Origin of the sequence: uncultured Tateyamaria sp., from assembly GCF_947503465.1 — a bacterium.
Lineage (GTDB): Bacteria > Pseudomonadota > Alphaproteobacteria > Rhodobacterales > Rhodobacteraceae > Tateyamaria.
In genome coordinates this window covers 57,222-83,152 of sequence record NZ_CANNDN010000006.1, presented here as the reverse complement: position 1 = coordinate 83,152, position 25,931 = coordinate 57,222, and the positions used below count along the sequence as shown (strand labels likewise).

Genomic DNA, 25,931 nt, shown 5'->3' with positions numbered 1-25,931 from the left:
CCGGTCGGATCGCAGCAGCGATCCGAAACACGCATGCTCACGCCTCGTCATAGATCACCTCAAGGCTTTCCTTCGGCGCCGCGTTCTTGCCGCGCATGTCCATGTCGGTCGCAGGCTCCAGCGTGACACCGGCCCCGGTCTCGGACCCGTCGAACAGCTCCAGCAACCCGTCCTGGCTCAGCGGCGCGGGGCGCACGGGCGGGGCCACGGCGACGTTCTCACCCAACTCAGAAAACAACGCGCCCCATTGCGAGGCATCGGTGCCGACGATCTGGTAATTCGCGGATTTCTTGCGCAGGTCATCATCCTGCGGAATGCTCGCCAGCACGGGGATGTCCACCGCCTCGGCAAAGGCCTGCGCCTCGCCCGACCCGTCATCCTTGTTGATGACCAGCCCGGCCACGCCCACATTGCCACCCAGCTTGCGGAAGTATTCCACCGCCGAACAGACGTTGTTGGCCACGTACAGCGACTGCAAATCGTTCGACGCGACCAAAATCACTTTCTGAGCCATGTCCCGCGCGATGGGCAGGCCGAAACCGCCACAGACCACATCTCCGAGAAAATCCAGAAGGACATAGTCGAAATCCCAATCGTGGAAGCCAAGTTTTTCGAGGAGTTCAAAGCCATGGATAATCCCCCGGCCACCGCAGCCGCGACCCACTTCCGGCCCGCCCAGCTCCATTGCAAACACACCGCCGCGCTTGAAACAGACGTCGCCAATGGCAACCTCTTCGCCGGCCAGCTTCTTCTTCGTGGATGTCTCGATGATGGTGGGGCACGCCTTGCCGCCAAACAGCAGGCTGGTGGTGTCCGACTTCGGATCACAGCCGATCAGCAGCACGCGCTTGCCCTGCTCGGCCATCATGTGGCTCAGGTTGGCGAGGGTGAACGACTTGCCGATCCCGCCCTTGCCATAGATCGCGATGATCTGCGTCTTCTTCGTGGCCTCGGTCGGCAGCACATCGGCCAGATCCTCGTTGGCCTCGTCCTTCAGGCGCTGATCGAAATCCTTCAGATTAGGAACCTCGTCTTTCATGGTTCAGTTCTCCCAATCCAAAATCATTTTCAGGCAGGCGCCATCGGTGAACGCCTGTTCATACGCCGCGCGCGCGTCAGCGGCGGGGCGCGTATGTGTGATCAATCCGTCCAGCCGCAGCGCACCGCATTCCACCAGCGCGCGGGTCGCGGCCAGATCCTCGCGGGTCCACTCGGCCGCCACGCGGAACCGCGCCTCCTTCATGAAGGCGGGCGGAAAGGCGAAACTCAGCGGCGCCGAATAGAACCCGGCCAGCACAATCTCGCCGCCCTTGGCGATACGGCCCACCAGATCGTTCAGCAGGTCACCCTGCCCCGACGCGTCATAGATCGACCGGTAATCGCGGCGTTCATCATCTTCGGGGTGCAGAACCTCATAGCCCTGCGCGCCTGTCCGGCGGGCGGGGTCGATCTCCCACACCATTGGCGCGGGCGCACCGGATGCGATCGTCAACCGGGCCAGCAGCCGCCCCAGAACGCCGTGGCCCACGATCAGGTCGGGCACCGCCTTGTTCATTCCGGCCATGGCATGGCGCGCGGTGGCGGCCAGCGCCAACAGCGCACCTTCGGCCCCCAGACCCGCATCGATGCGGGTCACACGTTCACTGTCGGTCACCAGCGTCTTCGCGGCACCGCCAAACAGGCCAAAAGCATTTTCGAAGCAATTCGATCCGGGCACGAACACGCGGTCGCCCGGCTTGAAGCCCGTCAGCGGCCCGGCCTCGACCACCTCTCCGGCGGCCTCGTAGCCGGGCACCAGCGGATAGCCCATGCCGGGAAAGGGGGGCATCTCGCCCGACCAGAACAGCTTCTCCGTTCCGGTCGAAATCCCCGAATGCGTCACCTCGACAACCAGGTCACCCGCCCCCGGCGCAGTCAGCGCCAGCGTATCCACATCCAGATCCCTGGGACCTTTGAGAAGGACGGCGGAAGTGTCCAAGATCGTCTCCATGTTCATTTGCCGCGATTGCCCAAGATTCGATGAAAGAGACTCAGGGCAGCACTTTGTCGCTTACTGTCATTCTAGTTGGACAGTCTCATGTGTCAATTAGATTAGACACTTATCTGTCAATCAATCTGGACGCACCGCCGTCATCACGCGCGTGACATAGGCGCGGGCCGGGGCCGGACTGCGCACAGTGGCAAAGCCCGCTTGCGCCAGAAGCGCCCCGATCTCGGCCGCGGACCGGGCGCGGCCCGTCTGCATCGCCATGGTGTAGAATGCGAAATACACGTCGCCCGACCGCTCGGGCCGCGCCCCGCCGCCCATCGGCTCGGACACGATCAGGCGGCCACCGGGCGGCAGGGCGTCGTGCACTTTCGCCAGAAGGTCCCGCACCGTATCGTCCGAATGATCATACAGGACGCGGATCAGCGAAATCGCATCCGCGCCGTCCGGCAGGAAATCGTCCCGAAACGATCCCGGCGCGATCGTGACCCGGTCGGCCATGCCGGCCGCATCAAACCGCGCCTGCGCATCAGGCACCACGGGCGGCAGATCAAACAGGGTCATCCGCATCGCGCGGTTGGCCTGGCCCGCCGCTTCCAGAAACGCGCCCGTGCCACCGCCGATATCCAGCAGATGCCGCACACCCTTCAACGACACGGCGCGCAGCGTATCCTCGGCCACCAACCGCTGGCTTTGCGCCATCAGGTCGGAATAGATCGCGGCATCGCCCGCATCCACGTCACCGCCAAAGACATAGGGCCAGAACCGGCTCAGCTGTGTCTCGTCCGGACCCCGCAACAGGGCCACGGGATCCCGCAGATCATCATAGAATGCCCTGTGGTGCCGGATCATCGCCTCAAGGCCCGGCACGCCCATGCACGCCGCGCCCTTGCGGGCCAGCGCGAACCTGTCGCGCTTGCGCTTCAAAAGCCCCAGCGCAGCCCCGGCCTGCAACAGCACCTGCATCCGATCTTCGGGCACATCGCATGCGCGGCCCAACGCCCCGGCGCTTTGCGGCCCCGCACGCAACCGGCGGAACAGGTCCAATTCGACCAGCGCCATCAGCACCTGGCTTTGGACAAAGCCCTGCACGACATCGAACAACGCCGCGCCGTCGGCGCGCGCCCGCGCCCGTGTCAGGGGAAACTTGCTGGCCCAGCTTTGAAAGCCGGGCCTGGCCACCAGCCGGTTCAGCCAACCGCCCCGCCACGCGGGCAGATCATGCGCCTCGGCGCTCATTCACCCGGCACACGGCTTGGCGACACGACGGGCGTCAACCGCTCGGCATACATCCGCACCATCTCGGCCAGCTGCGCCTCACCCGGGCATGACGGGATCGAGGCGATGGCCCCGCCCAGAATATCCTTCAGGCGCGAAATCGCCCCCTGCACACCCAATTGGGTGACGGCATTGGGCCGCCCGTGCAGATCATCCTGACCCGCAGGCTTGCCCAGCGTCGCCTCGTCATAAAGGGCGTCGCGCAAATCGTCGGCCACCTGGAACGCCTCGCCGATGCGGTCGCCCAACTCGAACCACGGTTCGGCCTCCTGCCCCGCCGCGATGGCCCCCATCTGGGTTGCGGCAATGAACAGTGCCCCGGTCTTGGCCTGGTGGTAGGCGGACAGATCCACCTGATCCTCGCTCTCCCATCCCTGCCCGGCACAGATGCCACCGGGCATGCCGGTGCGCTGCGCCAGCGTGATGATCAGCTGCGCCACCCGGTCAGGGGCCAGACCCGACTGCCGTGCCAACGTCTCGAAGGCCAGCACGATCAGGCTGTCGCCCGCCAGTACCGCCAGGGGTTCGGAATAGGCCTTGTGCACAGACGGCTTGCCGCGCCGCATGTCAGCATCGTCAAAACAGGGCAGATCATCATGGACAAGGGATGCGCAGTGAATCATCTCGAGCGCAGAGGCCGCCGCGTTCGAGATGGTCGGGCGGTCGTCGCCACAGGCCATCGCGACGGACATCAGAATGGTGGGTCGGATGCGGGCACCGCCGGGGGCCGTTGCATAGTGCAGCGCGCTGGCCAGCTTGGGCGGCGTGGCCCGTCCGGCCCCCTGCCCTGCGGCCACAGCCTCGGCAATTGCCGCTTCGATCCGTGTGCTCAGGCCCATATGCGGCGCTCCCATTCGGTGTGCATGTCACTTTGGCGCGACACCAAAGTGTAAACCATACTGGACACATACCCTGTCACGAGTCAATATTCCCGGCATGGTCCATGTCATATCTCCCACCCCGCACCGCGCCGTGATCATCGGCGCAGGCATCGCCGGCCTGGCCTGCGCCGTCCGACTGCGGGCAGCGGGCTATGGCGTGACGCTGCTGGAACGGCACGGTCAGGTGGGGGGCAAAATCCGCACGCTCCCCTCGGCCGCAGGGCCCATAGATGCAGGGCCCACCGTGCTGACCATGCGCCACGTCTTCGACGACCTCTTTGCGCAATTGGGCACGCGGCTCGATGATCATGTCACGCTGATCAAGCAACACGAATTGGCGCGGCACTTCTGGCCCGACGGCAGCACACTCAGTCTCTATTCAGACGAAGACAGCAATTTGGACGCCCTGCGCGCCTTTGGCGGCACTGCGGCGGTGCAGGACTTCCTGACGTTCACGAAACGCACCCGCCAGCTCTTTGCCGCGTTCGACGCGCCGATGATGCAGGCGCCCGAACCGCGGCTGTCGGCGCTTGCCAAACACGTGCTGACACACCCGCACCTCATCCCCGCGATGGCCCCGCTCTCAACGCTCAAGGGCCTGTTGAAGCGCAGCTTCCGCGACCCCCGCCTCCGCCAGCTTTTTGGCCGCTACGCCACCTATGTGGGCGGCAGCCCGACCCACGCCCCCGCCCTCCTGTCCCTAATCTGGCAGGCCGAGGCGCAAGGCGTCTGGGTCGTGCAGGGCGGCATGCACAAGCTGACCGAGGCGCTGGCCCGCCTGCTGGACGCCAACGGCGTGGACACGATCACAGATGCCCACGTGGATTGCATCGACATCCGGAACGGCACGGCGCAGGCCGTCCAGCTTGCGGATGGCACCCGGATCCCCTGCGACGTGCTGGTCCACGCAGGCGACCCCCGCGCGCTCGCCATCGGTGCCCTTGGCGCAGGCACGGCCCACATCGCGCCCCAGACGGCACGCGCCAAACGCAGCTTCTCCGCCCGCGTGCTCAGCTTCGCGGCCACTCCCCACGGCCCCGACCTTGCCCATCACAACGTGGTCTTCGCCGCCGACGCGCAGGCCGAATTCCGCGACCTCATGGCAGGCCGCATCCCCGACCACCCCAGCTTCTACATCTGCGCCCTCGACCGCGGTCAGGGCACCGCGCCGCCCCCGCTCGAACGCTTCGAGATCATCACCAATGCCCCCGCCACGGCGGACACCAGACCCGAGGACCTCTCCCCATGGCTTCATCAGATCACGCACCAGATGGCGCAGCACGGGATCAGGTTCACGCCGACCCCGGATACGACAACGATAACGACGCCCCAAGCCTTCGCGCGGATGTTCCCGGCAACACTGGGCGCGCTTTACGGCCAGACACCCCACGGGCTGACAGCAGCGCTCCAGCGCCCCACCGCGCGCACGGCGGTCCCGAACCTCTACCTGGCCGGGGGCGGGACACATCCGGGGGCGGGCGTGCCGATGGCGACCCTCTCCGCCCGGCACGCGGCAGAGGCGATCTTGAGCGACCAAATTTCAACATCGAGGTTGGCCCCAACGGCTACGCATGGTGGTATGTCGACGGCCTGAGCGATTGCGGCACCCGCGCGGTGTCGGTGATCGGCTTCATCGGCTCCGTCTTCTCGCCCTGGTACCGCTGGTCAGGCCGCAGAAACCCGCAAAACCACGTCTGCATCAACGTCGCCACCTACGGGCGCGGCGGGCGGTTCACCATGACGGACCGGGGCGCATCAGCGCTGCGCCAGACCGCCTCCCGGCTCGAGGTCGGCCCGTCGATGATGCGCTGGGAAGACGACACGCTGATCATCGACATCGACGAGGTGTCCTCCCCACCGCTCATCTCGCGCCTCCGCGGCCAGATCCGCGTCATCCCCTCCGCGCTCACAAATGTCGAACTCGCGCTCACACCGGACGACAGCCACATCTGGCGCCCCTTCGCCCCGCGCAGCCGCATCGAGGTCGATATCGACCGCCCCGGCTGGCAATGGTCGGGCGAAGGGTACTTCGACGCCAATTTCGGCACCCGCGCGCTGGAAGAAGACTTTTCCTACTGGACCTGGGGCCGCTACCCGACAGGCGAGGGCGCAACCTGCTTCTACGACGCCACCCGCCTCGACGGCTCCGAACTCGCCGCGGGCTTCCAGTTCGACGCAGACGGCACTGCCCGCAACATCCCGCTGCCGCCCAAGGCCCCCATCCGCCGCTCGCTCTGGGCCGTCAAGCGCGAAACACGCGGCGATGCGGGGGCGCGGGCCAAACAGGTCCAGAACATGCTCGACGCGCCGTTCTATTCCCGCTCGGCGGTGGAAACGACCCTGAACGGCGAAGTCACCACAGGCGTGCACGAGGCGCTCGACCTGCGCCGCTTCCGCTCCCCCCTGCTCAAACCGATGCTGGCGGTGCGGGTGCCAAGACGGGCCAAGTGGACGTTTTCCTGAGGATCGGTGCGCGATAAACGCACACCCTACGGCACGCCACAACGCCCGTAGGGTGCGCATTCACTGCGCACCATCATGGGGCAACGATCAAAGAACGAATGTCCGGAGTGAGCCCGAAGCAGTCATCATTTGCTTCCGCAAAGTTTGGCATCTTAGGGCGAAAACGTCGCTTGGTTTGCAGGGGTTTTCGATCAAATCCCGACGTGCAATAATGCCGTCCTAGCATTGGTTTCCAAGGTTGCATATGGAACGTCGACTGGCCGCAATCCTTGCAGTAGACATCGCCGACTATTCCCGCTTAGTCGGAGAAAACGAAACCCTTGCGCTTGCGGCATTGCGCTCATTTCGCGCTGAAGTATTTGGCCCAACGGTGGCCGGGCATCATGGCAAAATCGTCAAATCTATGGGTGATGGCTGGCTGGTTGAATTTAGTTCAGCCGTGGAAGCAGTAAACTGCGCTATACAAATTCAGGACCGCGTTTCAGGACATGAATTGCTGGCATTGCGGATTGGCGTCCATATTGGTGACGTTGTCCACGAAGAAGATGATATTTTTGGTGATGGGGTCAATGTCGCTGCAAGATTGGAAGGATGGGCCGAACCCGGGGGCATAGCTATATCTGACCCGGCCTATTCAAGTCTTGACGGTACCCTGACCCCATCATTTGACGATGCTGGTCAGCAAGAGCTCAAAAACATCGCCAGACCCCTGCGAATCTGGACAAAGACGGCGACTTTGGGCAGGCCGCCCCTTCAATCTGTGCACGCGCGTTCATCCGGCTATTCACATCTTTCGATATTGCCTGTCACAACGTCTGACGAACGCGTCGACGTTCAGGAACTGGCAGAAGGCTTGACAGGCGATCTGGATGATAAATTGACAGCGGTGCGCTGGCTGGTCGTTGCCGTGCAGGAACAAGCCAATCCAGGCGACTACACCCTGAAGATTGCGCTGCGTTCCCGTGGTGACCGCCTTCGGCTGGAAGGCCGATTGTTCGAACCAATGGGCAAACAGATTTGGGCAAACAAGCTTGAAGGGAATTTGGCAGACAGTTTCGACTGGCAGGACACTACCGGTGAAACCATATCACTTGAGGTCATAACCAAGATGCTGGACGCAGAGAGTGACCGGCTTGCACGCATTCCAGTGGCAGAGCGAACGGCTCAGGAGTGTCTCGTGAGGGGATTCATGCAAATGCGCATGAGTGACGCGCAGTCATTTGCCGACTCATTGACGACCTATATGCTTGCGATGGAAAAGGACCCGAACCTCGCTGACGCTTTTGGCGAAGCGATTTGGACGGCATTTGCCGGTATGACGGTCGGACTGGAAATTGTGCGCCCTTTCTTTGAGGAGCATTTTCAAGATTGGGTAGAGCGTAGCCGTCACCTTACAGACCAAAGCACAATACTCAGCGTCGCAGTAGCACTTGCGGATTTTCAATCAAATCTCGATGCAGCACCACTACGGAATGCGATTGCCGGCGCTCTTCGGCGCAATCCTTCGGACGCGAATGTGCTTTCGGTATCGGCTTGGTCCGCGATTTGGTGTGGTGAAGCCGAAACTGCGTTGGATTGCTTCCGAAAATTCGAGCGCTTCGGTAACTTCCACCCATATTCGGTGCCGGCAAAAGGTGGCACAGCACTTGCAGCCCTCCAACTGGGCGACGACGCGCTTGCAATTTCGGTGGCTCAGGAAGGTCTGCAACTATCAAGCACATATCCCACTTTCCATTCAATCCTCGCCTCGGCTTACGCTCTTACCGACCAACCGGACCGCGCCGAAGCTGCGCTTACGAAGTATCGCGAACTGGTGCCTGACCGAACAATTTCGTCATGGAAAGCCATGAACGATTATGGCGGATCTGAGGGCGGTAAACGTTACTTTGAAGGATTGCGAATGGCGGGTCTTCCCGAATAATGGTCCGCGGTCAAAGTGAGAAATCGTTAATTCAGTCAGATGACCGCTTCGTCCCGCACTCCGGACCTTCGTGCATCCCGGTCGATCTCTTCAACAGCCACCCCCCCGGTTTCTTCCGACCAAAAATACGACGGGGTTTGGGGCAGCGCCCCAATCAACGGCTCCCCCCTACCCCAACATCGGCAAATCCGTCGGCCCCGGCACGGCCCCCGCCGCCGTTAACATCCCATGAACCTGCCCCCGGTGATGCGTCTGATGATTGAACAGATGCGCAAAGCACACCGCCGCAGGCTTCTCGACCCGCACATCCCCTCCCCCGGGATACCACGCGATCACACGCTGCAAATCTGCCGCGACCAAGCTCGCGGCCCAGGCCGACACCTCCGCATCCCGTGCCACCCGCAATGCCTTGAACGCCTCCCAGTCCCGCGGCGCCTCCAGCGACACCGGCACGCTCAACTCGGGCCACACATCCCCCGCAAAGCGCGCCAGCCACAACGCATCATCCCACAGCACATGATTGAATGTCCCCGCAACAGAGCCGAAAAACGCCCCCCGCGCCCGCCACCGGTCGTCGTCGCTCAGCGTATCGGCGGCCGCGACAAGCGATGCGTTCTGCCACGCATTGTACCGCGCCATCAGCCGCAGATGGTCCACGAACGCCGTAGGGTGCGCATTCATTGCGCACCTCCCCCGTTACACAACAATCCGCACCTCCGACACATCCCCATCCACCTCCCGGCACGCCGCCAGCACCCGCCGTTCCAGATGCGTCTGCACATAAGCCCCGTGAAACCGCGACGGCGCGCGCAGGGTCAACCGGCCGCCAGCGCGCTCCACCCGCTCCAGCCCCGCGATCCACGACGCATAAAGCCCCGCGTCCTCGCCGTGCAACACCGCCTGGGCCAGCGACCATTCCGTGCCCCCCGACACGTCCGGGGCGACCACGGACCCCTTCACCGGCAACGGCACCACCTTCGGCGCGGCATCCTCGGACGTTCCCATGCGCAGCTCGAAATCCGGCCCAACGGCCGCCCAATACGCTTCCGTATCGGCCAGCACGCGCTCCAGGTCCAGCCCATGCTCCGACACCCGCCCCCGCGCGCCCTGCCGTTTCACCACCAGCCAGCCGCGCGCGCGCAGCAGCGCCATCTCGCGTTTCACCGTGCGTTCATCCACCGACCACAACCGCGCAATCTCGCGCTGCCCCACGGCCAGCTCGTCCCGCGCCCAGTTGTAGCGCGCCGTCACCAGCGTCATCAGCCGCAGCACCCGCCGCTGCTCGTGCTTGCCCTGCGCCAGCGCGAACGCGCCCAGGGCCGTCAGTATGTCATATTTGCGCGCAGACGCGCCCCGGCCCACCAGCCTCAGCGTTTGCATTCCTGCCCTCATTTTCCTTGAATGGTCCGGGCTGCCCCGAACAACACCTGCCAACGGTGGGTTTCCCCGCGGTTCTGGCCGCTTTTCCGTCTCTGTCCCTGATTTGCGTCCTTGGCTGCGATTCTGTCAAGGGCGGATGTGGATACCCCGTCAGACCCAAACCCAAATCAAAAGAAAAACAGGTTGATATGGTATTGGGGGACATCCTGTTTGTCCCCTATTTCACGGCTTTTGTCACTCAATAGGTGGGGGCACCCGAAAAAGTGTCCCCCAAAATCTGGGCCCCTGCCCCAACGCACGCGGTGTTCAGAGAATCACCAGATACCTTGCCGTAACCTGAACGCCCCGCCCGATCTGTCCCCGCGGGGACAACACTATTCCCCTTTTGCTTTTTCCGCAAAATCGGCGTAAATCTGGAAACCAGCAGAAAAAGCGTCCCCGCGGGGACACACAAGATGCCCCCGCAGGGGCAAGACACCACCTGTCCCCGCGGGGACACATCAACAGGCAGCGCATGTTTACGCACACAGACCTCGCCCAGCTTCAGGCGCAATCCCTCAAGATGCAGGGGTTCATCCGCCAGCAAACCTACTCGCCCGAAAGCGAAAAGACCCTCCGCCGTTTCTCAAGCTGGGAAGTGGCGGAACTGATCTTCAAGGCCAACCAATCCACCCTGCGCGGCCGCCTCGCCGCCGACCCTTCCCTGCCCCAGGGCACGGTCGAGGAAGACGGCCGCCAACGCTGGTACTCCCTCGATGAAATCAACGAGTTGCGCCGCCGGATCAAGGTGAACCGCAAGTCGATGATGCCCTACCGCCCGGTGAACAAGCGCGCCATCCGCGCCGCCATCGCCAACTTCAAGGGGGGCGCCGGCAAATCCACCACGGCGCTGCACTTCGCCCACGCCGCCGCCCTCGACGGCTACCGCGTGCTCTGCGTCGATTTCGACCCGCAAGCCACGCTCAGCCACTCCATGGGCCTGTCGGACGTGGCCGAGGAATACACCGTCTGGGGCATCATGGCCCGCGATCTGGGGTTCGAGACGGACCGCATGAACTCCGCGCTGCGCGGCGCGGAATCAGGCACCGCCCTGCCCCAACGCAAGCTGCCTGCGGCAATCACCGACATGGGGCTCAATGACCTGCGCGCCAGCGACTTCATCAAGCCCACGAACTGGCCCACGATCGACATCGTGCCAAGCTGCGCCAACGCCGCCTTCGTCGAATTTGCCTCCGCGCAATACCGGCACATCAACCCCGAATGGTCCTTCTTCGCCGCCGTCTCGCGCTTCCTCGACCAGATCGCGGCCGACACCTATGACCTCATCCTGTTCGACTGCCCGCCCGCCATCGGCTACCAGTCCATGAACGCGGTCTTCGCCGCCGACGTGCTCTACATCCCCTCCGGCCCCGGCTACTGGGAATACGATTCCACCACGTCCTTCATCGGCCAATTGTCCGAAGCGCTCGAAGATCTGTCGCGCTTCAACGGGCTTGTCCCCGCGGGGACAATGACCTTGCCCAAGACCTTCCTCGACCTCCGCTTCCTGCTCACCCGGTTCGAGCCGGGCAACGAATTGCATCGCGCCATGCAGGGTGCCTTCCAAAAGGTGTTCGGCGACCGCGTCTGCGAACACCCGATCGAAATGACCCGCGCCGTCGAGCAGTCAGGGCGATTCCTCAGCAGTATCTACGAAATAGATTACCGGGACATGACCCGCGAAACCTGGCGCCGCGCCCGCGCGTCCTTTGACCGGGCTTATGAAGAATTCAAAACGAACCTGGGAACAGCCTGGGACCAACTGGAGGATGAGGCATGAGCAAACGCCGCGTATTCGACATTGATTTTGAACCGGGCGCAGGGCCCGAGGACGCAGCCGAGGCCCCTGCCCCCGAAACCCGCCGTGGCCCCATGGCTGCCGCCATCTCGGAAAACGCCACGGCTCTCAGCGAACGCCACTCGGCAGAGGCGGAGATTCGCGCCGAGAATGACCGGCTTGCCCACGAATATGTGTCTCTAAAAAGGGATGGCGCGATTGTGGCCCGCGTTCCCCTTGGGGACGTGGCGATGAAAAAGCTGACGCGCGACCGCAGCACCAATCGCGACCCGGACCTTGAAGAGTTGAAAACTTCGATCCGCGATCTGGGACTGTCGAACCCGATCCAGGTCGAGGACACCGGCGAAGGGTATGAGTTGATCCAGGGTTTCCGCCGTCTCAGCGCCTATAAATCGCTGTATGAAGAGACGGGCGACGAAAAATACGCCGCCATCCCGGCCGTGCTGGTGGCCAAGGGCGAAGCACTCGAAAAACTCTACCGCCGCATGGTCGACGAAAACATGGTCCGGCGCGATATCTCCTTCGCCGAGATGGGCCAGCTGGCGTCCAGCTACGCCCGTCAGATGGATCTTGAATTGAACGATGCCATCGCGGTTCTCTTTGCGTCTGCCGGACGGCAAAAGCGTCACTACATAGGCAGTTTCAGTCTCTTGATGGATCAATTGGGCCACCGGCTGCAATACCCCGAAGCGATCCCCCGCGCGCTTGGTCTCAAGCTGATCAAGGCGCTCGAAGAACAGCCGCGCACAGCCCAGCAGTTGAACGTGCTGCTGGAACATCAAAAGCCCAACGACGCCGTGGCCGAGCTGGCCGTGCTGAACAAGGTCGTGGCCCCCAAACCGGTGAGCGAACAGGCCGCGCCCTCAACCTCGTCCAAGACGACGATCAAGCTGAACCGCAAGGCCGGCGCGGTGAAGGTCATCGGCGCAAAGGGCAAAATCGAATTGCAGATGAACCGCGACTTCGGTTCCCTCGATCCGCGCAAGCTCGAAGCGGCGGTGCGCGCCCTGCTGGATCAGCTTGATCTGTGATCTGTCCCCGCGGGGACAAATGCAAAAGCCCGCCGATCTGGCGGGCTTTTTTGTGGACAAAAACTGGGTGTCCCCGCGGGGACAGATCGCTATCGCAGCGCGTCCCGGATGATATCGCGGATCATGCGCGCGGTCTCGAAGGGCTGTTCTTCATGGGCCAGATGCCCCAGGCCATCCAGCATGTGCACGGTGGCATCCCGCATGCGTGCCGCCGCATTTCGCGACACCGCCGGCGGCACGGTTGTGTCCTTGTCTCCAACCAGCAGATGCACCCGCGCAGGATGATCCGGCAGGCGGGCAAGCAACGGGTTCAACTTCCATTGCGCCATCATCAGCAGGGTTCCGTCCACATGGTTCCGGTCGCCCACCAGCCGCCGGTACAGGTCCAACCCTTCGGCATCCAGAACAGACCCTGTTGAACCGATCAGGGCCTTGATCCGGTCAGGGCTGGCGGACGCGCCCGAGAACAGCGAGGCCGTGAACGGGACGGCGGCCAGGGCCTTTGCCATGACGGGAAACAGCAGCCCTGCGATGCCCTTGAACTGCTCGGTCGCGGCGTTGATCCCGATCACCAGTGGCGTTTGTCCCCGCGGGGACAGATCGCTTTCCGCAAGGCGCAGCGCCACCGCACCGCCTGCCGAATGCCCGACAATCGCGTCCGGTGTCCAGCCTTCGTGGTCGCACAGCTTTTTCACATCCTCGGCCATCGCATCCAGGCCGCACCGGTGCCGGGCGCCCAACTGGGTGAACCCATGTCCGGGCAAGTCCAGCGCGATCACACGAAAGTCCTGGGCGAGCGTCGGGATCAGGCCGCGATAGGAATGCGTCGACCCGCCCGCGCCATGCAGCATGAGGACCGTCTTGCCTGCGCCTGCCTCCTGAATATGCCAGCGATGCACAGGTCCGTGTCCCCGCCGGGACAGGTTGGAATTGGGCCACGATTTGATCTGCGACCAGTCCATGGATCAGCCGTCCAGCGCGGATGCCACGGCGCCGCTCAGCCGCTGCGCATCAGCGCGGGGCATGGGCACGTAGGGCGCGTCCAGGGCGCGGCTGAGATCCTGCAGGGCGGGCTGGGGCCGGTTCGACATGTCGATCACCAGTGATGTCGTGCCGGTCGCGCGCAAGGCGGTTGCCATGGCCGTTGCGTCTGCGCCGGCCTGGGCCCGGTTGGCGGTGCCGTCCAGCGCAATGTTGGCGCGCCCGTCGGTGATCAGGATGACAGTGGGCGTGAGCCCCTTGCCCCTGGTGTGCTGGGCAAGCAGGAGCGCGTGTTGCAGGCCCGAGGCAAGCGGCGTGCCGCCGCCGCCGGGCAAGGCCGACAGGCGGCGTTTGGTCTGCACAAGCGACCGGGTGGGGGGCAGGAGGGTTTCTGCCTCTGTCCCCCGAAAGGCGATGAGGGCGACGTGGTCGCGGCTGGCATAGGCGTCGGCCAGCAGGAGTTCGATGGCGCCCTTGGCTTCGCCCAGCCGGGACACTGCGGCAGAGCCGGAGGCGTCCACGGTGAAGATCAGCAGGCGGTCGGACTGTTCGGCGAAGCGTTTCAGCCGGATGTCGGACGGACGGATGAGCAGGCCTGTCCGGTCCGGTTGCTGCTGGCGGCGCAGGGGTTGCCAGGGGGCGGCGGCGCGCAGGGTGGCGATCAGGTCGATCCGCGCGGTGCCGTCCAGGCGACCGGGGCGCGAGGGCAGGGGGCGCCCACGGCGGTTGCTGGTGCGCTTTTGACCGGCGCCCGCGCCACCAGATGTGCGGGTTGTCCCCGCGGGGACAAGTCCGTTCAGGAGGTCGGGGGGCAGCAGGGATTTGACGGCATCGACCAGCATGTCCGCGTCGGGGATGGCGTCGTTTTCTTCGCTGTCCCCGCGGGGACAGTCGTTGTTTTGGGGTGGGGGAGGTGGGCTATCCTCCGCCTCGATGTCTTCGGGGATGACCGTTGCACGGTGGGGGTAGACGAGGGTCGCGGCGACGTCGAGGTCGGCGTCCGTGAGATGGTCGCGGCCCATCAGCCGCGCGTGGGCGCGGGCAGTGCGCAGCGCAAGGGTCGGGGCGCGGAGGGACGCGATGCCGAAACGGGTGGCGAGCAAGGTCAGTTGCATGATGGCGTCGGCGGTATTGACCGTTGTCCCCGCGGGGACAGATTGAGGTGTCCCCGCGGGGACAGATGGTTTTCGACCCGTTGGTTCGAGGTGAAAGGCGCAGCGATCTGACAGGGGATCGGGGGCGCGTTCGTCAGGCTCGATCCCCTCGTCGAGGAGCAAAAAGCCCTGTGTTAGAGACTGATCTGCGAGCTGCGCAAGCTTGGCGGCGAGGGCCGGGGGGCAGCGTTCCGCCATGGGGATTTGAGCGATACAAGGCCTGTGAAAAAATGATTTATTTTCAATGACTTGAGCGGATGACAGCGTGGCGCTGAGGTCGATGCCGCCGAACAGTTGTTCGTCTGAGATGGAGATGGGCAATTTGCGAAGGGGCAGGGCAGGGGTGAAACCGGCCAGCAACGCGTCGCGGTCGGGGCTGGCGCGCATGCGGACAACCGCACCGCCGAGGCCTGCGGGGTCAAGGGCCAGCAGGCGCAGCGCGAGATGCGCGTTATGCCAGCTGTGGGCGGTCATGTCGTGGGGTTTGGTGCGGTTGGGACGGTAGGGGTGGTGGGCAGATTGCCCACCCTACGGGGGGTGAGGGATGTAGGGTGTTGCGCGCCCCTCTCCCCAGCCCTTTCCCCTTGGGGGAGAGGGGGCGGTGCGGGAGGAGTGGGATGGGGTGGGCATGTGTGCGCACCATGGCGGCGATCATGCCAGCACGGCGTCGACCGTGCGGGTGACGCGGGTGGTGCTGCCGGCCTCGTCCAGAGGGTCGCGGCGCAGGCGGTGGGACAGGGCGATGGGGGCGATGCGTTTGAGGTGGTCGCGGGTGAGCACCTTTTTGCGGTCAAAGGCGGCCAGCGCGCGGGCGCCGCGGAGCAAGGTCAATTCGCCGCGCAGGCCGTCGCTGCCCAACGCGATGCAGAGTTCCGCGCAGTCGTGCAGGATGGCGTCCGGCGTTTCGATCTGGGGCAGAAGCTTGCGCGCGGCAAGGATCTTGCGCCGGATCTTGGCGTCTTCCTTGGTGTAATGGGCCATGAACGCGTCGAAATCGGACTCGAACGCGTCGCGCCGCTTGATGACCTCGATCCGCTGGGCCACGTCGTTCGGGCTGCGCACTTCGACCGACAGGCCGAACCGGTCGAGGAGTTGGGGGCGCAATTCGCCCTCTTCGGGGTTGCCACTGCCCACCAGCACGAAGCGGGCGGGGTGGCGGATGCTGAGCCCCTCGCGTTCGACCACGTTTTCGCCGGATTGGGCCACGTCGAGCAGGAGGTCGACAATGTGGTCTTCGAGCAGGTTGACCTCGTCAATATAGAGGTAGCCGCGATTGGCGCGGGCCAGCAGGCCCGGTTCGAACGCCTTTTCGCCGCGGGTGAGGGCGCGTTCGATGTCCAAGGCGCCCACAACGCGGTCCTCGGTGGCGCCCAGCGGCAGGTCGATGACGGGGGTGGGGATTTTTCGGGTCTTTTTCGTCTCTACATTGGCCCATCCGGGGCATTGGTCATGGGATTCCGCGTTGATCGGGCAGCCTGTGACAGCCGTGATCGGGGGCAGGAGCGCCGCCAGCGCGCGCACCGCGGTAGATTTGCCGGTGCCCCGGTCGCCAAAGACCAGAACACCGCCGATGCCGGGATCAACTGCGGTGAGGATCATCGCTTGTTTCATGTCCTCCTGGCCCACGATGGCGGAGAAGGGAAAGGGCGTCTTGGTCATTTCAGTCGTAATCCTTCGAGCGGGCTGGTGCCGCCCCATGTGCCGCTGTCGCCAAGGATGGTGAAGCGGGCGTAGAGTTCTTCGCGGAACCACGCACCTGCGCGCACGGCGCGGATGGCGTCGGCATGGGGGCCGTTTGTGCGGGCGAATTGGGCCATTTCCCGTGCCCCCGGCCAGATGGAGAATGTGACCTGGTGCAGCATCGGCACCTCTCCGATGCCGATCTTGAACAGGACATTGGGGTCGCTGCCGATCATGGCCGAGATGTCGGGCACGCGGCCCCAGAACTTGGTCAGGATGCCGGGTTTGATCGTGGCGCGGGTGAGGGCGGCCAAGGGTTGATCATGCGGATCGGATGCAGGCTCTGATACGGGGGAAAAGGGGGTTTGCCCGCTCCATGCCCCGCGCGATGATGTGGGGGACAGGAACACCGTCCAATCTTCGGCCGCGCGGGCGCGGTAGCGTTGGAAGATGCGGGTGGTGTCGATCCGTGCGCGGGCCGTTTCGGGGTCGGGCCATGTGCAGAGGATCGCATAGACCGCCGTGTTGGGCACCGGTGTGAACCCTTCGCCCGTGCCTGAGCCACACAGCTTCCAGAACCCCAGATCGGGGATGCGCGCCATGGACAGCCGCGCGCCGCCCATCATGCCGAGCGCCCATGCCCGGTCGCGCCACCGCGGGAAGCGGAAGAAGGATATGGTGGTGGTTTGGCTCATCTTTTTCGCACTGGCAGCGTGCCACACGGCACCTGATTAGCCTGTGCGACAGAAAAGAAATTGTCAACTAAACTAGACACTCGTATTGTTTTGCACAGATGACACGCCTTGATCCCATCGAATCGGAGACCCGCACCGGGAACCGCGCCATTGTGATTGGTGCGGGGCTGGGTGGATTGGCGGCTGCCATGCGTCTGGGCGCCAAGGGCTACAAGGTCACCGTGATTGACAAGCTGGATGTGCCGGGCGGCCGTGGATCGGCCATTTGGCAGGACGGGCATCGCTTTGATCTGGGTCCGACCATCGTGACCGTGCCGCAGCTGTATCGTGAGTTGTGGGCCGCCTGTGGGCGGTCGTTCGAGGAGGACGTGGATTTGCGGTCCCTGGACCCGTTCTATGAAATCCGCTGGCCGGACGGCACCAGGTTTGTGGCCCAGCATGACACGGATGCGATGCGCGCAGAGGTTGCCAGGATCGAGCCGCGCGATGTCGCGGGCTTTGACAAGTTTCTGGAGGATTCGGCCAAGCGGTACTGGTTCGGCTTTGAGGATCTGGGCCGCCGGTCCATGCATCAGCTTTGGGACTTGATAAAGGTGTTGCCCACCTTCGGGATGTTGCGCGCGGACCGGTCCGTTTATGCCCACGCGGCGCGGCGGTTTCGCAATGACAAGCTGCGCATGGCGTTTTCCTTTCACCCCCTCTTTATCGGGGGCGACCCGACCCATGTGACCAGCATGTATATTCTGGTCAGCTATCTGGAGAAGGAATTCGGCGTGCATTACGCCATGGGCGGTCTGGCCGGGATGGCGCGCAAGATGGCCGATATCATCGAGGATCAGGGCGGCACGTTGTTGATGGACACCGTCGTGGACGAGATCGTGGTGGAGGGCCCCCGTGTGCGCGGCGTCCGTCTGGAGACCGGGCTGGAACTGGGCGCGGATGTTGTCGTGTCCAATGCCGATGCGGGCCATACCTATGACCGGCTGATGCGTCATGCCCCGAAGAAGCGGTGGACCCCTGCCAAGCTGAAGCGCACACGCTATTCCATGAGCCTGTTTGTCTGGTATTTCGGGACGAAGGGCACCCGTGGGGACTGGGCCGATGTGGGCCATCACACCATTCTGAACGCGCCGCGCTATACCGGGTTGCTGCACGACATCTTCATGAAGGGCAAGCTGGCCGACGACATGAGCCTCTATGTCCATCGCCCGTCCGTGACGGACCCGTCCGTTGCACCCGAGGGGGATGACACCTTCTATGTCCTGAGCCCCGTGCCCCATCTGGGGCATGGCGGTGTCGACTGGCAGGTGGAGGCCGACGCCTACAAGGCCAAGATGCTGGCGGTGCTGGAGGACCAGCTTTTGCCTGGGTTAGGGTCGAAAATCAGCACCGAACAGGTGTTCACGCCCGAGACCTTCCGCGATCGGTATCTGTCGCCCAATGGCTCCGGCTTTTCCATCGAGCCGCGGATTTTGCAATCGGCCTGGTTCCGTCCGCACAATGTGAGTGAAGAGGCGGAGGGCCTGTATCTGGTGGGCGCGGGGACGCATCCGGGCGCCGGTGTGCCCGGTGTGATTTCCACGGCCGAGGTGCTGGGTCAGCTTGTGCCGGATGCGGTGACATGACGGGTGGTGGGCATATTGCCCACCCTACGGGGGATGCGGTGATATGAGCGGTGTCATGACGTTTGGTGCGCGCAGAGCGCACACCCTACGGGCGATGCGGTGGCAGGACGGGCGGGGGATGCGATGATTGATCCACGCGATCTTGAGGCCTGCACGGAGGCCATTCGCCATGGGTCGCTGTCGTTTCATGCGGCGTCGAAGCTGTTGCCCCGGCGGGTGCGCGATCCGGCGCTGGCGCTGTATGCGTTTTGCCGCCTTGCCGATGACGAGGTGGATCTGAAGGCCGAGAAGGTCGAGGCGGTGTTGCGCCTGCGGGACCGGTTGGACCTTGTCTATGCCGGGACACCCAAGGATGCGGCGCCTGACCGGGCCTTTGCCGCGGTGGTGGAACAGTTCGACATGCCGCGCGCCTTGCCCGATGCCCTGTTGGAGGGGCTGGCCTGGGATGCGGAGGCGCGGACCTATGCGACGCTGGGCGGGGTCAAGGACTACTCGGCCCGCGTGGCGTCTGCCGTGGGCGCGATGATGTGCGTGTTGATGGGGGTGCGTGACGGCGATGCGCTGGCGCGGGCCTGCGATCTGGGCGTGGCGATGCAGTTGACGAACATTGCCCGCGACGTGGGCGAGGACGCGCTGGAGGGCCGCCTGTACCTGCCCACCGAATGGCTGGCAGAGGCCGACATGACGCCCGAGACGTTCTTTGCCGATCCGCGCCCGACCAAGGCGGTGCGGGGTATGGTCAAGCGCCTGGTGATGGAGGCGAACCGGCTCTACTACCGCTCCGAGGCGGGCATTGCGGCGCTGCCGCGCGGGTGCCGTCCCGGCATCTACGCGGCGCGCTACATCTATGCGGGGATCGGCGGGCGGCTGACGGGGATGGGGTATGACAGCATCTCGGCCCGGGCGCGGACGTCCAAGGCGCAAAAGCTGGGATGGCTGGCGCAATCGGTTGCCCTGAGCGGGACCAGCATGGTGATGCCGCAATCCGCCGTACTGTACGCCAAGCCGTTGCCGGAGGTGCAATTCCTTGTGGATGCGGCGGCCAAGGGCGCGCGGCCCAGCCGCAGCGACAGCCTGTTCGAGGCGCTGGCCGCACTGGAGGCAAAACGCCAGGCCGACCGTGCAAGCTTGATCGGGGGGCGAGTCCGGGCTACCTGACTGGCATGTTCTGGCTTTTATTCTGCGTTTTCTTCGCCGCCTGCCTTGGCGCAGGCGTGACCGGCGGGCTGTTCCCGCCGGGTCCCTGGTACCGGTCGCTGTCAAAGCCCGCCTGGACGCCGCCCGACTGGGTGTTCCCCGTGACATGGATGGTTCTTTACGTCTGCATGGCCGTTGCGGGGGCGCGCGCGGCGATGGCCGGGGACAACGGCATTGCCATGGCGTTCTGGGCCATGCAGATCGCGTTCAACGGGCTGTGGACGCCGGTGTTTTTCGGGCTGCGCAATATCCGGCTGGGCATGGCGATCATTGGCGTGTTGTGGGTCACGGTGCTGAGCGCGCTGCTGGCGCTGTGGCAGGTGGATACGCTCGCCGGGATGCTGTTTGTGCCGTATCTGGTCTGGGTGACGATTGCGGCGGCGCTGAATGCCGAGGTCTGGCGGTTGAACCCGGGTGAGGCGGCGAAGGGGTCTGTGGCGGCGGAGTGATTTTCCTGCGCGTTTTTCGGTTCGTTGACGGGACCGGACTCACGCCGAAGGCGCCGGTCCAACAGGGGGCCCGTTCCGGCGGGCTGGTGTTTCGGGTGCTGTGCCGAACGGAAGTTCTGTGGGATGTGTTTGGCTGCCATAAAGTGCGGCCGATTGTTTGGTGTGACACCAGCCCACGGGCTTGTGCTGGACCGGCGATGGGTGGCGGGTTTGCGGGACGTAGCCGACATCCCTATCTGGCAGCGATTGTTCCCGCTGCGCCGATCATTGCCCCCGCAGAACTACGGTTCAACCAAAGCTGTGCGCGTGGTGTCGAGATCATGCGGCTGGCGCGGTCAGCGGCTGCTGCATAGGCAATCAGCACGAGCGCCCAAACTCCGATGATGATCAGGCTAAGCTGAAACGCAGCGACCAGAGTGATGGCCGATACGTTCATCACCGCAGGAAGCAAGGCGATGTAGAACCCAATAGCCTTTGGGTTTCCGAGCGGAAGCAAAATCCCGAGGCCAAAAAGCTTCAAACCCTCGCCCTGTGGTGCAGCAGTGCACATCTTCACGGGTTTCGCAGTCCACATCTTGTAAGCAAGATAGAGAAGATAGGCGATACCGACCCATTTGATGACAGCAAAGAAGGGTCCCATCGCTGCCGCCAGGGCAGCAAGGCCCGCGACAGCGAGGGCGAACAATACCAGATCGCCAAGAACAAGGCCGCAGATGAAAGGCAGGGTACGTCGCAGTCCAGTAGTAGCCCCCTTAGCTACAACTGCCGCCGACGCAGGACCTGGCGAAATTGAGTCCACCAAAAAAATCAATGTGAACGCCATAACCAATTCGAACTGCAAAGCTTTGTCTCCTTATCCATAGGCCGAATGGTAGCATGCCTTTCTGCATCTGCGAGACCGATCCCGATTTGGTAGGTCTGGGTTCGAAATGGACATTCGTTCTTTGATCGTTGCCCCATGATGGTGCGCAGTGCATGCGCGGCCTAAGGGGGGAATGGTGGGCAGATTGCCCACCCTACGGTTGGCTTCAGGTCGGGGCGTCGTCGCGCAGCCATTGGAAGAGCCAGGTTTCGGAGAGTTTTTGTGTCTCGTCCGCGACATGGGCGGTGAGTTCGATCAGGTCCGCGTCCCCGCCGTCGATGTCGATGAAGAGCCGCCAGGTGGGTTTGGCGGCGTCCCGGACCTTGTGCAGGACCATGCCGGCGATCTCGCCCGCCGAATGGGTGACGATGGGCGTGACGTTTGCGTCTTCGTCCATCATGCCGAGTGCGCCGCCTTCGAAATCCACCACGAACTTGCGCAGGTTGGGGTTTTCGAGCGGCACGCCCGAGGGGCCGCCGATGCCTGCAAGGGTGCCCTGGACCCAGGCGAGCCCACCCGAGGGGGGCAGGTCGCCCCAGTGCATGCGCCAGGCGTAGGTGCGGCTTTCACCGGCCCCGGGGGCGCGTTCGGGCACCCAGAAGGCGACGATGTTGTCGTCGATTTCCAGGTCGGCCGGGATTTCGACCAGCCGCACGGTGCCGGGCCCCCAGTCGTTCAGCGGTTCGATCATCACCGACGGGCGGTCGTGGTAGCGGGCGCCCGCGTCCTGGTAGTCCTCGTAGCTGCGGTCGCGCTGGATCAGGCCGAACTGGGCCATGTCGGGTTCGTTGAAATAGGATGACGAGACGCGCGGCGGATTGTTCAGCGGGCGCAACAGGACGTCGCCGTTCCTGCGGACGATCTTGAGCGCTTCGCTGTCGTGGACCTGGCGGCGGAAGTCGTCGAATTTTCGCGTCGAGTGTTCGGCGAAGTAGAACATCGAGGTGAGCGGGCCGAGGCCCAGTTGCGGGACGCTATCGCGAAAGAAGAGCGTCGCCTCGACATCCATGGTGGTGTCGTCGCCGGGGGTGATGGTGATCCTGTAGGCCCCGGTGACGGACGCGCTGTCGAGGGCCGCGTAGAGCGTGAGGGACGTGTCGGTGGCGCGGGGTTTTTCGAGCCAGAATTCGGAGAAGCGGGGGAATTCCTCGGGTCCGTCGCGCCACGTATTGATGGCGAGGCCGCGGGCCGAGAGGCCGTAGGCGTTGCCGCGCCCCAGCGCCCGGAAGTAGCTGGCCCCGAGGAACGTCACGACCTCGTCGAACTTCGTGGCCTCGTTCAGCGGGTAGGTCAGCTTGAGGCCCGCGATGCCCGACAGGTCGGCGTGATCGGGCACGCGGGTGCCGACATCGTTGCGGTATTCGAAATCATCCGTGGTGAAGGTGAGCGGGCGGGCGGTGCCGTCCGTCACCTCGTGGATCTGCACCGGTGCGTTGAAGAGCCAGCCCGGGTGGAAGGAGGACACGTGGAAGGGCAGGGGGGTGTCCGACCAGCGCGCCGCCTCTGGCCGGAAGTAGATGTTGCGGTAGTCGTCATAGGTGAGGTTTTGCAGGAAGGTGTCGAGCGGGGCGGGGGGCGTGTCGGGCTGGGCCGCGCGGGCCTGCATGCGCGCCTTGAGCCAGTCGAAGGAAAAGGGCTGTCCTGTGTCCTGTGCCAGCGCGATCCGTGGCAGGGCGACACCGGCCAGAAGCGTGGCGAGGGCGCTGCGGCGCGTCAGGGGGGCGAGGCGGGCCATGGCGGGTCCTTCTTGCTGTCTGGGCATGCCATCAGAGATGCGCGGCCCGTGCGGGGGCGTCCAGCCCCTTGCCGTCACTTTTGCGGGCGTGTCTTTCACATCAGCGGCATTCTGCCGGCAACGCAAAAGGCCGCCGGAAGATCCGACGGCCCTGACATGTGTGACTGCGTGGCGTGCTTAGCTTTCGCCGTCGCCTTGCAGCGAGGCAAGGTAGGCGTAGATGTTGATCGCATCTTCTTCCTTGCGCACCTTGTAGGTCATCTTGGAGCGGCCGTTGTCGCCCGTTGCCTCGCGCAGGTAGCCGGTGGGGTCCTGAACGTAGGGTACAAACACCTCTTCAGTCACGATCAGGTCTTCCATGCTGGCGGCCAGCTGGTTGATGTCGGAATAGCGGAAGTCTTCGACCATGCCGAATTTGCCGCCGATGATCCCATAGAGGTTCGGGCCGGTCTTGGCGGCGCGGCCTGCGAGCGTTTCGCCTGCGTCGTCGACCACGACGTGGCACGAGATGCACTGGCGGAATGCGGCTTCGCCTGCTTCGGCGTCACCGGAGGCGGCATGGCCGTCGGCGAATGCGGGCACGGCCAGCGTGGCGGTTGTGGCTGCGATGGCGAGGGTGCGGAACATGTGTGTCTCCTTCCAAAGTTCTTGCCAATGAACGTAGCGGGTTCGTGATCAAGTCAACAGTAACTTTGACTTGATCCGAATTTCAGCGGGAAATGTCTGTCGATTTCCCCGTCAGGCGACCGCATGCGCAATAGCGCATTGTTTCCACAGGTCTTTGAGCGCCATGACCAGGTGTTCGATATCATCGGTGCTGTGCAGCGGTCCGGGGGTGAACCGCAGCCGTTCCGTGCCCTTGGGAACGGTCGGGTAATTGATGGGTTGCACGTAGATTCCGTATTGCTGCATCAGGTAATCCGACAGCATCCGGCATTTCACCGGGTCCTTGATCATCACCGGGATGATGTGGCTGGGGTTGTCGATATGCGGGATGCCTTCCTGGTCCAGCCGCTTGCGCAGGTAGGCGACGCGCTGGCGTTGCAGGATGCGTTCCTGGTCCGACTGCTTGAGGTGCCGGATCGAGGTGCGGGCCGCAGCGGCAATGGCCGGGGGCAGGGCGGTGGTGAAGATGAACCCGCTTGAGAACGAGCGGATGAAGTCGCACAGCGCCTCGGACCCGGTGATGTAGCCGCCGACGACGCCGTAGGCCTTGCCAAGCGTGCCTTCGATCAGGGTGATGCGGTCCATCAGCCCCTCGCGTTCGGCCACGCCGCCGCCGCGCGGGCCGTACATGCCCACGGCGTGCACCTCGTCGATATAGCTCATCGCGCCATGTTTTTCGCAGACGTCGAGGATTTCGGCGATCGGGGCGATGTCGCCGTCCATGGAGTAGACGGATTCGAAGGCCACGATCTTGGGCGCGTTGGCGGGCAGGGCGGCCAGCTTGCGGTCGAGGTCTTCGGGATCGTTGTGTTTCCAGATCACCTTGGACGCGCGGGAATGGCGGATGCCTTCGATCATGCTGGCGTGGTTCAGTTCGTCCGAGAGGATCACCGCGTCGGGCAGGCGGCTGCCCAGTGTCGAGAGCGCGGCCCAGTTGGAGACGTAGCCGGAGGTGAACAGCAGCGCGCTTTCCTTGCCGTGCAGGTCGGCCAGTTCCGCCTCGAGCTGCTTGTGGGCGTGGTTGGTGCCCGAAATGTTGCGCGTGCCCCCCGCGCCCGCGCCGTAAAGTTCAACCGCGTCCTTCATGGCCTTGATGACGCTGTCGTGCTGGCCCATGCCCAGATAATCGTTGGAACACCACACTGTCACCTCGTCGGGGGCGTCCGCGTCGTGGCACTTGGCGCGCGGGAAGGCGCCGGCCTTGCGTTCAAGTTCGGCGAAGATGCGGTAATTCCCCTCGTCCTTCAGTGCGTCGATTTGGCTTTGGAACAATACATCAAAGTCCATGATGTCCCCCTTGTGGTGTCGTGTTCTTGGTGGGTTTGGGCGCAGGCAGCATCCAGCGCCAGAGCCGTTCGTCGGGGATGGGAAGGACCATCACCCAGTGTTCGAGGGCCGCGAGGGCCGTGAGGGCGGTGAGCAGGGCAAAACCCGTGACAGCCCCCATCGTGTCGGCGGCATAGAGCCGTTCGAGCCAGCAGGCCGCGGCGAAGGTGAGCGCCGTGACCGAAATGGGGAAGAGCCAGTTCATGCCCGCCGTGCGGAAGTGGCTGGGCAGATGTGCCAGTGCTTGCGGCAAAAATTCCACATGGATGCGGGGGACGCCGAAGAACAGGTTCAGCTTGGCCGAGATGCGGGCGAAGAACAGCACCGCGAAGGTGTAGAAGGCGAACGGGTTGGGCGCGTACCAGAGGGCGAGCGCGAGGACGATGAGCGTGCCCGTCAGCAGCATCTCGTGATAGGCCACCGTGCCCCAGGCGCGGATGAACCGTTCCCATTCGGGGACGTGGGTGGGCAGTTTCATGCGGTTGGGGCCGGTGATGATGCCGGTGAGGAACGCCAGTTCGATCCAGCCCCAGAGGGCCAGTGCCGACAGGAACGCCACATAGGTGCCGAAGATGTCGGTCTGGGTCATGGACCACCAGGTGCCGTAGGCGCCGAGGCCCATCAGGGGCAGGGCCGCGATGGTCGTGGTGCGCCGTGCCCGTTCGCCGGCGCGGTCGGCGTATTTTACGGCCATCAGGATCGTGCCGGTGGAGAACCACCAGATGAAGAGCGCGATGAAAGCGGCGATCCAGGGGGTCATGTGTGTGCCCCCCGGACGTGTCG

General features: G+C 64.1%; 23 protein-coding genes. 8 read left to right on the top strand and 15 right to left on the bottom strand.

Annotation, left to right across the window (positions count from 1 at the left end; translation table 11 throughout):
• Nucleotides 1-37: 37 nt before the first annotated feature.
• The 4 genes from Q0844_RS20550 to Q0844_RS20535 form a co-directional block, all read right to left on the bottom strand.
• Nucleotides 38-1,039 (bottom strand): chlorophyllide a reductase iron protein subunit X, encoded by a 1,002-nt coding sequence (locus tag Q0844_RS20550; protein WP_299049061.1) that lies wholly within the window; start codon nt 1,037-1,039, stop codon nt 38-40.
• Nucleotides 1,040-1,042: 3 nt separating this feature from the next.
• Entirely contained in the window at nt 1,043-1,978 is a 936-nt protein-coding gene (gene bchC, locus Q0844_RS20545; protein WP_299049070.1) for a chlorophyll synthesis pathway protein BchC, read from the bottom strand.
• A gap of 132 nt (nt 1,979-2,110) precedes the next feature.
• Nucleotides 2,111-3,226 (bottom strand): methyltransferase, encoded by a 1,116-nt coding sequence (locus tag Q0844_RS20540; RefSeq protein ID WP_299049058.1) that lies wholly within the window; start codon nt 3,224-3,226, stop codon nt 2,111-2,113.
• Nucleotides 3,223-4,104, bottom strand: coding sequence for a polyprenyl synthetase family protein (locus tag Q0844_RS20535; RefSeq protein ID WP_299049056.1), 882 nt, complete (start codon nt 4,102-4,104; stop codon nt 3,223-3,225). Before Q0844_RS20535 ends, Q0844_RS20540 begins: the two co-directional genes overlap by 4 nt.
• Nucleotides 4,105-4,201: 97 nt before the next feature.
• Between Q0844_RS20535 and crtD the strand changes: the two genes are divergently transcribed.
• The 3 genes from crtD (at nt 4,202) to Q0844_RS20520 (ending at nt 8,530) form a co-directional block, all read left to right on the top strand.
• Nucleotides 4,202-5,740 (top strand): 1-hydroxycarotenoid 3,4-desaturase CrtD, encoded by a 1,539-nt coding sequence (gene crtD / locus Q0844_RS20530; RefSeq protein ID WP_299049054.1) that lies wholly within the window; start codon nt 4,202-4,204, stop codon nt 5,738-5,740.
• Nucleotides 5,737-6,609 carry a carotenoid 1,2-hydratase gene (crtC, locus tag Q0844_RS20525; RefSeq protein ID WP_299049069.1) on the top strand — a complete coding sequence of 291 codons (873 nt, stop codon included), beginning with the start codon at nt 5,737-5,739 and terminating at the stop codon, nt 6,607-6,609. The genes crtD and crtC overlap by 4 nt, the downstream gene beginning before the upstream one ends.
• Before the next feature lie 244 nt (nt 6,610-6,853).
• Nucleotides 6,854-8,530, top strand: a complete 1,677-nt coding sequence (locus Q0844_RS20520) for an adenylate/guanylate cyclase domain-containing protein (RefSeq protein WP_299049051.1) — start codon at nt 6,854-6,856, stop codon at nt 8,528-8,530.
• 168 nt (nt 8,531-8,698) lie between these two features.
• Here Q0844_RS20520 and Q0844_RS20515 read toward each other — a convergent pair whose 3' ends face one another.
• Complete coding sequence (locus tag Q0844_RS20515) at nt 8,699-9,211, bottom strand: DinB family protein (RefSeq protein ID WP_299049049.1); 513 nt, start codon at nt 9,209-9,211, stop codon at nt 8,699-8,701.
• Between the two features lie 15 nt (nt 9,212-9,226).
• Nucleotides 9,227-9,910, bottom strand: coding sequence for a hypothetical protein (locus tag Q0844_RS20510; RefSeq protein ID WP_299049048.1), 684 nt, complete (start codon nt 9,908-9,910; stop codon nt 9,227-9,229).
• A 514-nt stretch (nt 9,911-10,424) separates the two neighbouring features.
• Between Q0844_RS20510 and Q0844_RS20505 the strand changes: the two genes are divergently transcribed.
• Complete coding sequence (locus Q0844_RS20505) at nt 10,425-11,729, top strand: AAA family ATPase (RefSeq protein WP_299049046.1); 1,305 nt, start codon at nt 10,425-10,427, stop codon at nt 11,727-11,729.
• On the top strand, nt 11,726-12,778 hold the full coding sequence (locus Q0844_RS20500) for a ParB/RepB/Spo0J family partition protein (RefSeq protein WP_299049044.1): 1,053 nt from the start codon (nt 11,726-11,728) through the stop codon (nt 12,776-12,778). Before Q0844_RS20505 ends, Q0844_RS20500 begins: the two co-directional genes overlap by 4 nt.
• Before the next feature lie 89 nt (nt 12,779-12,867).
• Here the strand turns inward: Q0844_RS20500 and bchO are convergent, their stop codons facing one another.
• From bchO to crtA, 4 genes are all read right to left on the bottom strand, one after another.
• The gene (bchO, locus tag Q0844_RS20495) at nt 12,868-13,740 is read right to left on the bottom strand and encodes an alpha/beta fold hydrolase BchO (RefSeq protein ID WP_299049041.1); all 873 of its coding nucleotides are present in this window, start codon (nt 13,738-13,740) and stop codon (nt 12,868-12,870) included.
• Nucleotides 13,741-13,743: 3 nt separating this feature from the next.
• A complete protein-coding gene (locus Q0844_RS20490) occupies nt 13,744-15,387 on the bottom strand; it encodes a magnesium chelatase subunit D (protein WP_299049038.1) in 1,644 nt (547 codons plus the stop codon).
• Between the two features lie 177 nt (nt 15,388-15,564).
• Nucleotides 15,565-16,572 carry a magnesium chelatase ATPase subunit I gene (bchI, locus tag Q0844_RS20485; protein ID WP_299049035.1) on the bottom strand — a complete coding sequence of 336 codons (1,008 nt, stop codon included), beginning with the start codon at nt 16,570-16,572 and terminating at the stop codon, nt 15,565-15,567.
• Nucleotides 16,569-17,288 (bottom strand): spheroidene monooxygenase, encoded by a 720-nt coding sequence (crtA, locus tag Q0844_RS20480; RefSeq protein ID WP_299049032.1) that lies wholly within the window; start codon nt 17,286-17,288, stop codon nt 16,569-16,571. Before crtA ends, bchI begins: the two co-directional genes overlap by 4 nt.
• A gap of 98 nt (nt 17,289-17,386) precedes the next feature.
• Between crtA and Q0844_RS20475 the strand changes: the two genes are divergently transcribed.
• From Q0844_RS20475 to Q0844_RS20465, 3 genes are all read left to right on the top strand, one after another.
• Nucleotides 17,387-18,913, top strand: a complete 1,527-nt coding sequence (locus tag Q0844_RS20475) for a phytoene desaturase (RefSeq protein ID WP_299049030.1) — start codon at nt 17,387-17,389, stop codon at nt 18,911-18,913.
• Between the two features lie 123 nt (nt 18,914-19,036).
• The gene (gene crtB / locus Q0844_RS20470) at nt 19,037-20,071 is read left to right on the top strand and encodes a 15-cis-phytoene synthase (protein WP_299049029.1); all 1,035 of its coding nucleotides are present in this window, start codon (nt 19,037-19,039) and stop codon (nt 20,069-20,071) included.
• Nucleotides 20,072-20,076: 5 nt separating this feature from the next.
• The gene (locus tag Q0844_RS20465) at nt 20,077-20,559 is read left to right on the top strand and encodes a TspO/MBR family protein (RefSeq protein WP_299049026.1); all 483 of its coding nucleotides are present in this window, start codon (nt 20,077-20,079) and stop codon (nt 20,557-20,559) included.
• A gap of 232 nt (nt 20,560-20,791) precedes the next feature.
• On the opposite strand, the gene Q0844_RS20460 is transcribed toward Q0844_RS20465, so the two are convergent.
• From Q0844_RS20460 to puhE, 5 genes are all read right to left on the bottom strand, one after another.
• Nucleotides 20,792-21,400: a LysE family translocator gene (locus tag Q0844_RS20460; protein ID WP_299049024.1), complete on the bottom strand. Its 609-nt coding sequence runs from the start codon at nt 21,398-21,400 to the stop codon at nt 20,792-20,794.
• A gap of 187 nt (nt 21,401-21,587) precedes the next feature.
• Nucleotides 21,588-23,156, bottom strand: a complete 1,569-nt coding sequence (locus Q0844_RS20455; protein ID WP_299049022.1) for a glucan biosynthesis protein G — start codon at nt 23,154-23,156, stop codon at nt 21,588-21,590.
• 177 nt (nt 23,157-23,333) lie between these two features.
• Nucleotides 23,334-23,783, bottom strand: a complete 450-nt coding sequence (locus Q0844_RS20450; RefSeq protein ID WP_299049019.1) for a cytochrome C — start codon at nt 23,781-23,783, stop codon at nt 23,334-23,336.
• A 111-nt stretch (nt 23,784-23,894) separates the two neighbouring features.
• Nucleotides 23,895-25,109, bottom strand: a complete 1,215-nt coding sequence (gene hemA / locus Q0844_RS20445) for a 5-aminolevulinate synthase (RefSeq protein ID WP_299049017.1) — start codon at nt 25,107-25,109, stop codon at nt 23,895-23,897.
• Nucleotides 25,099-25,908, bottom strand: coding sequence for a putative photosynthetic complex assembly protein PuhE (gene puhE / locus Q0844_RS20440; protein WP_299049014.1), 810 nt, complete (start codon nt 25,906-25,908; stop codon nt 25,099-25,101). Before puhE ends, hemA begins: the two co-directional genes overlap by 11 nt.
• Nucleotides 25,909-25,931 lie beyond the last annotated feature (23 nt).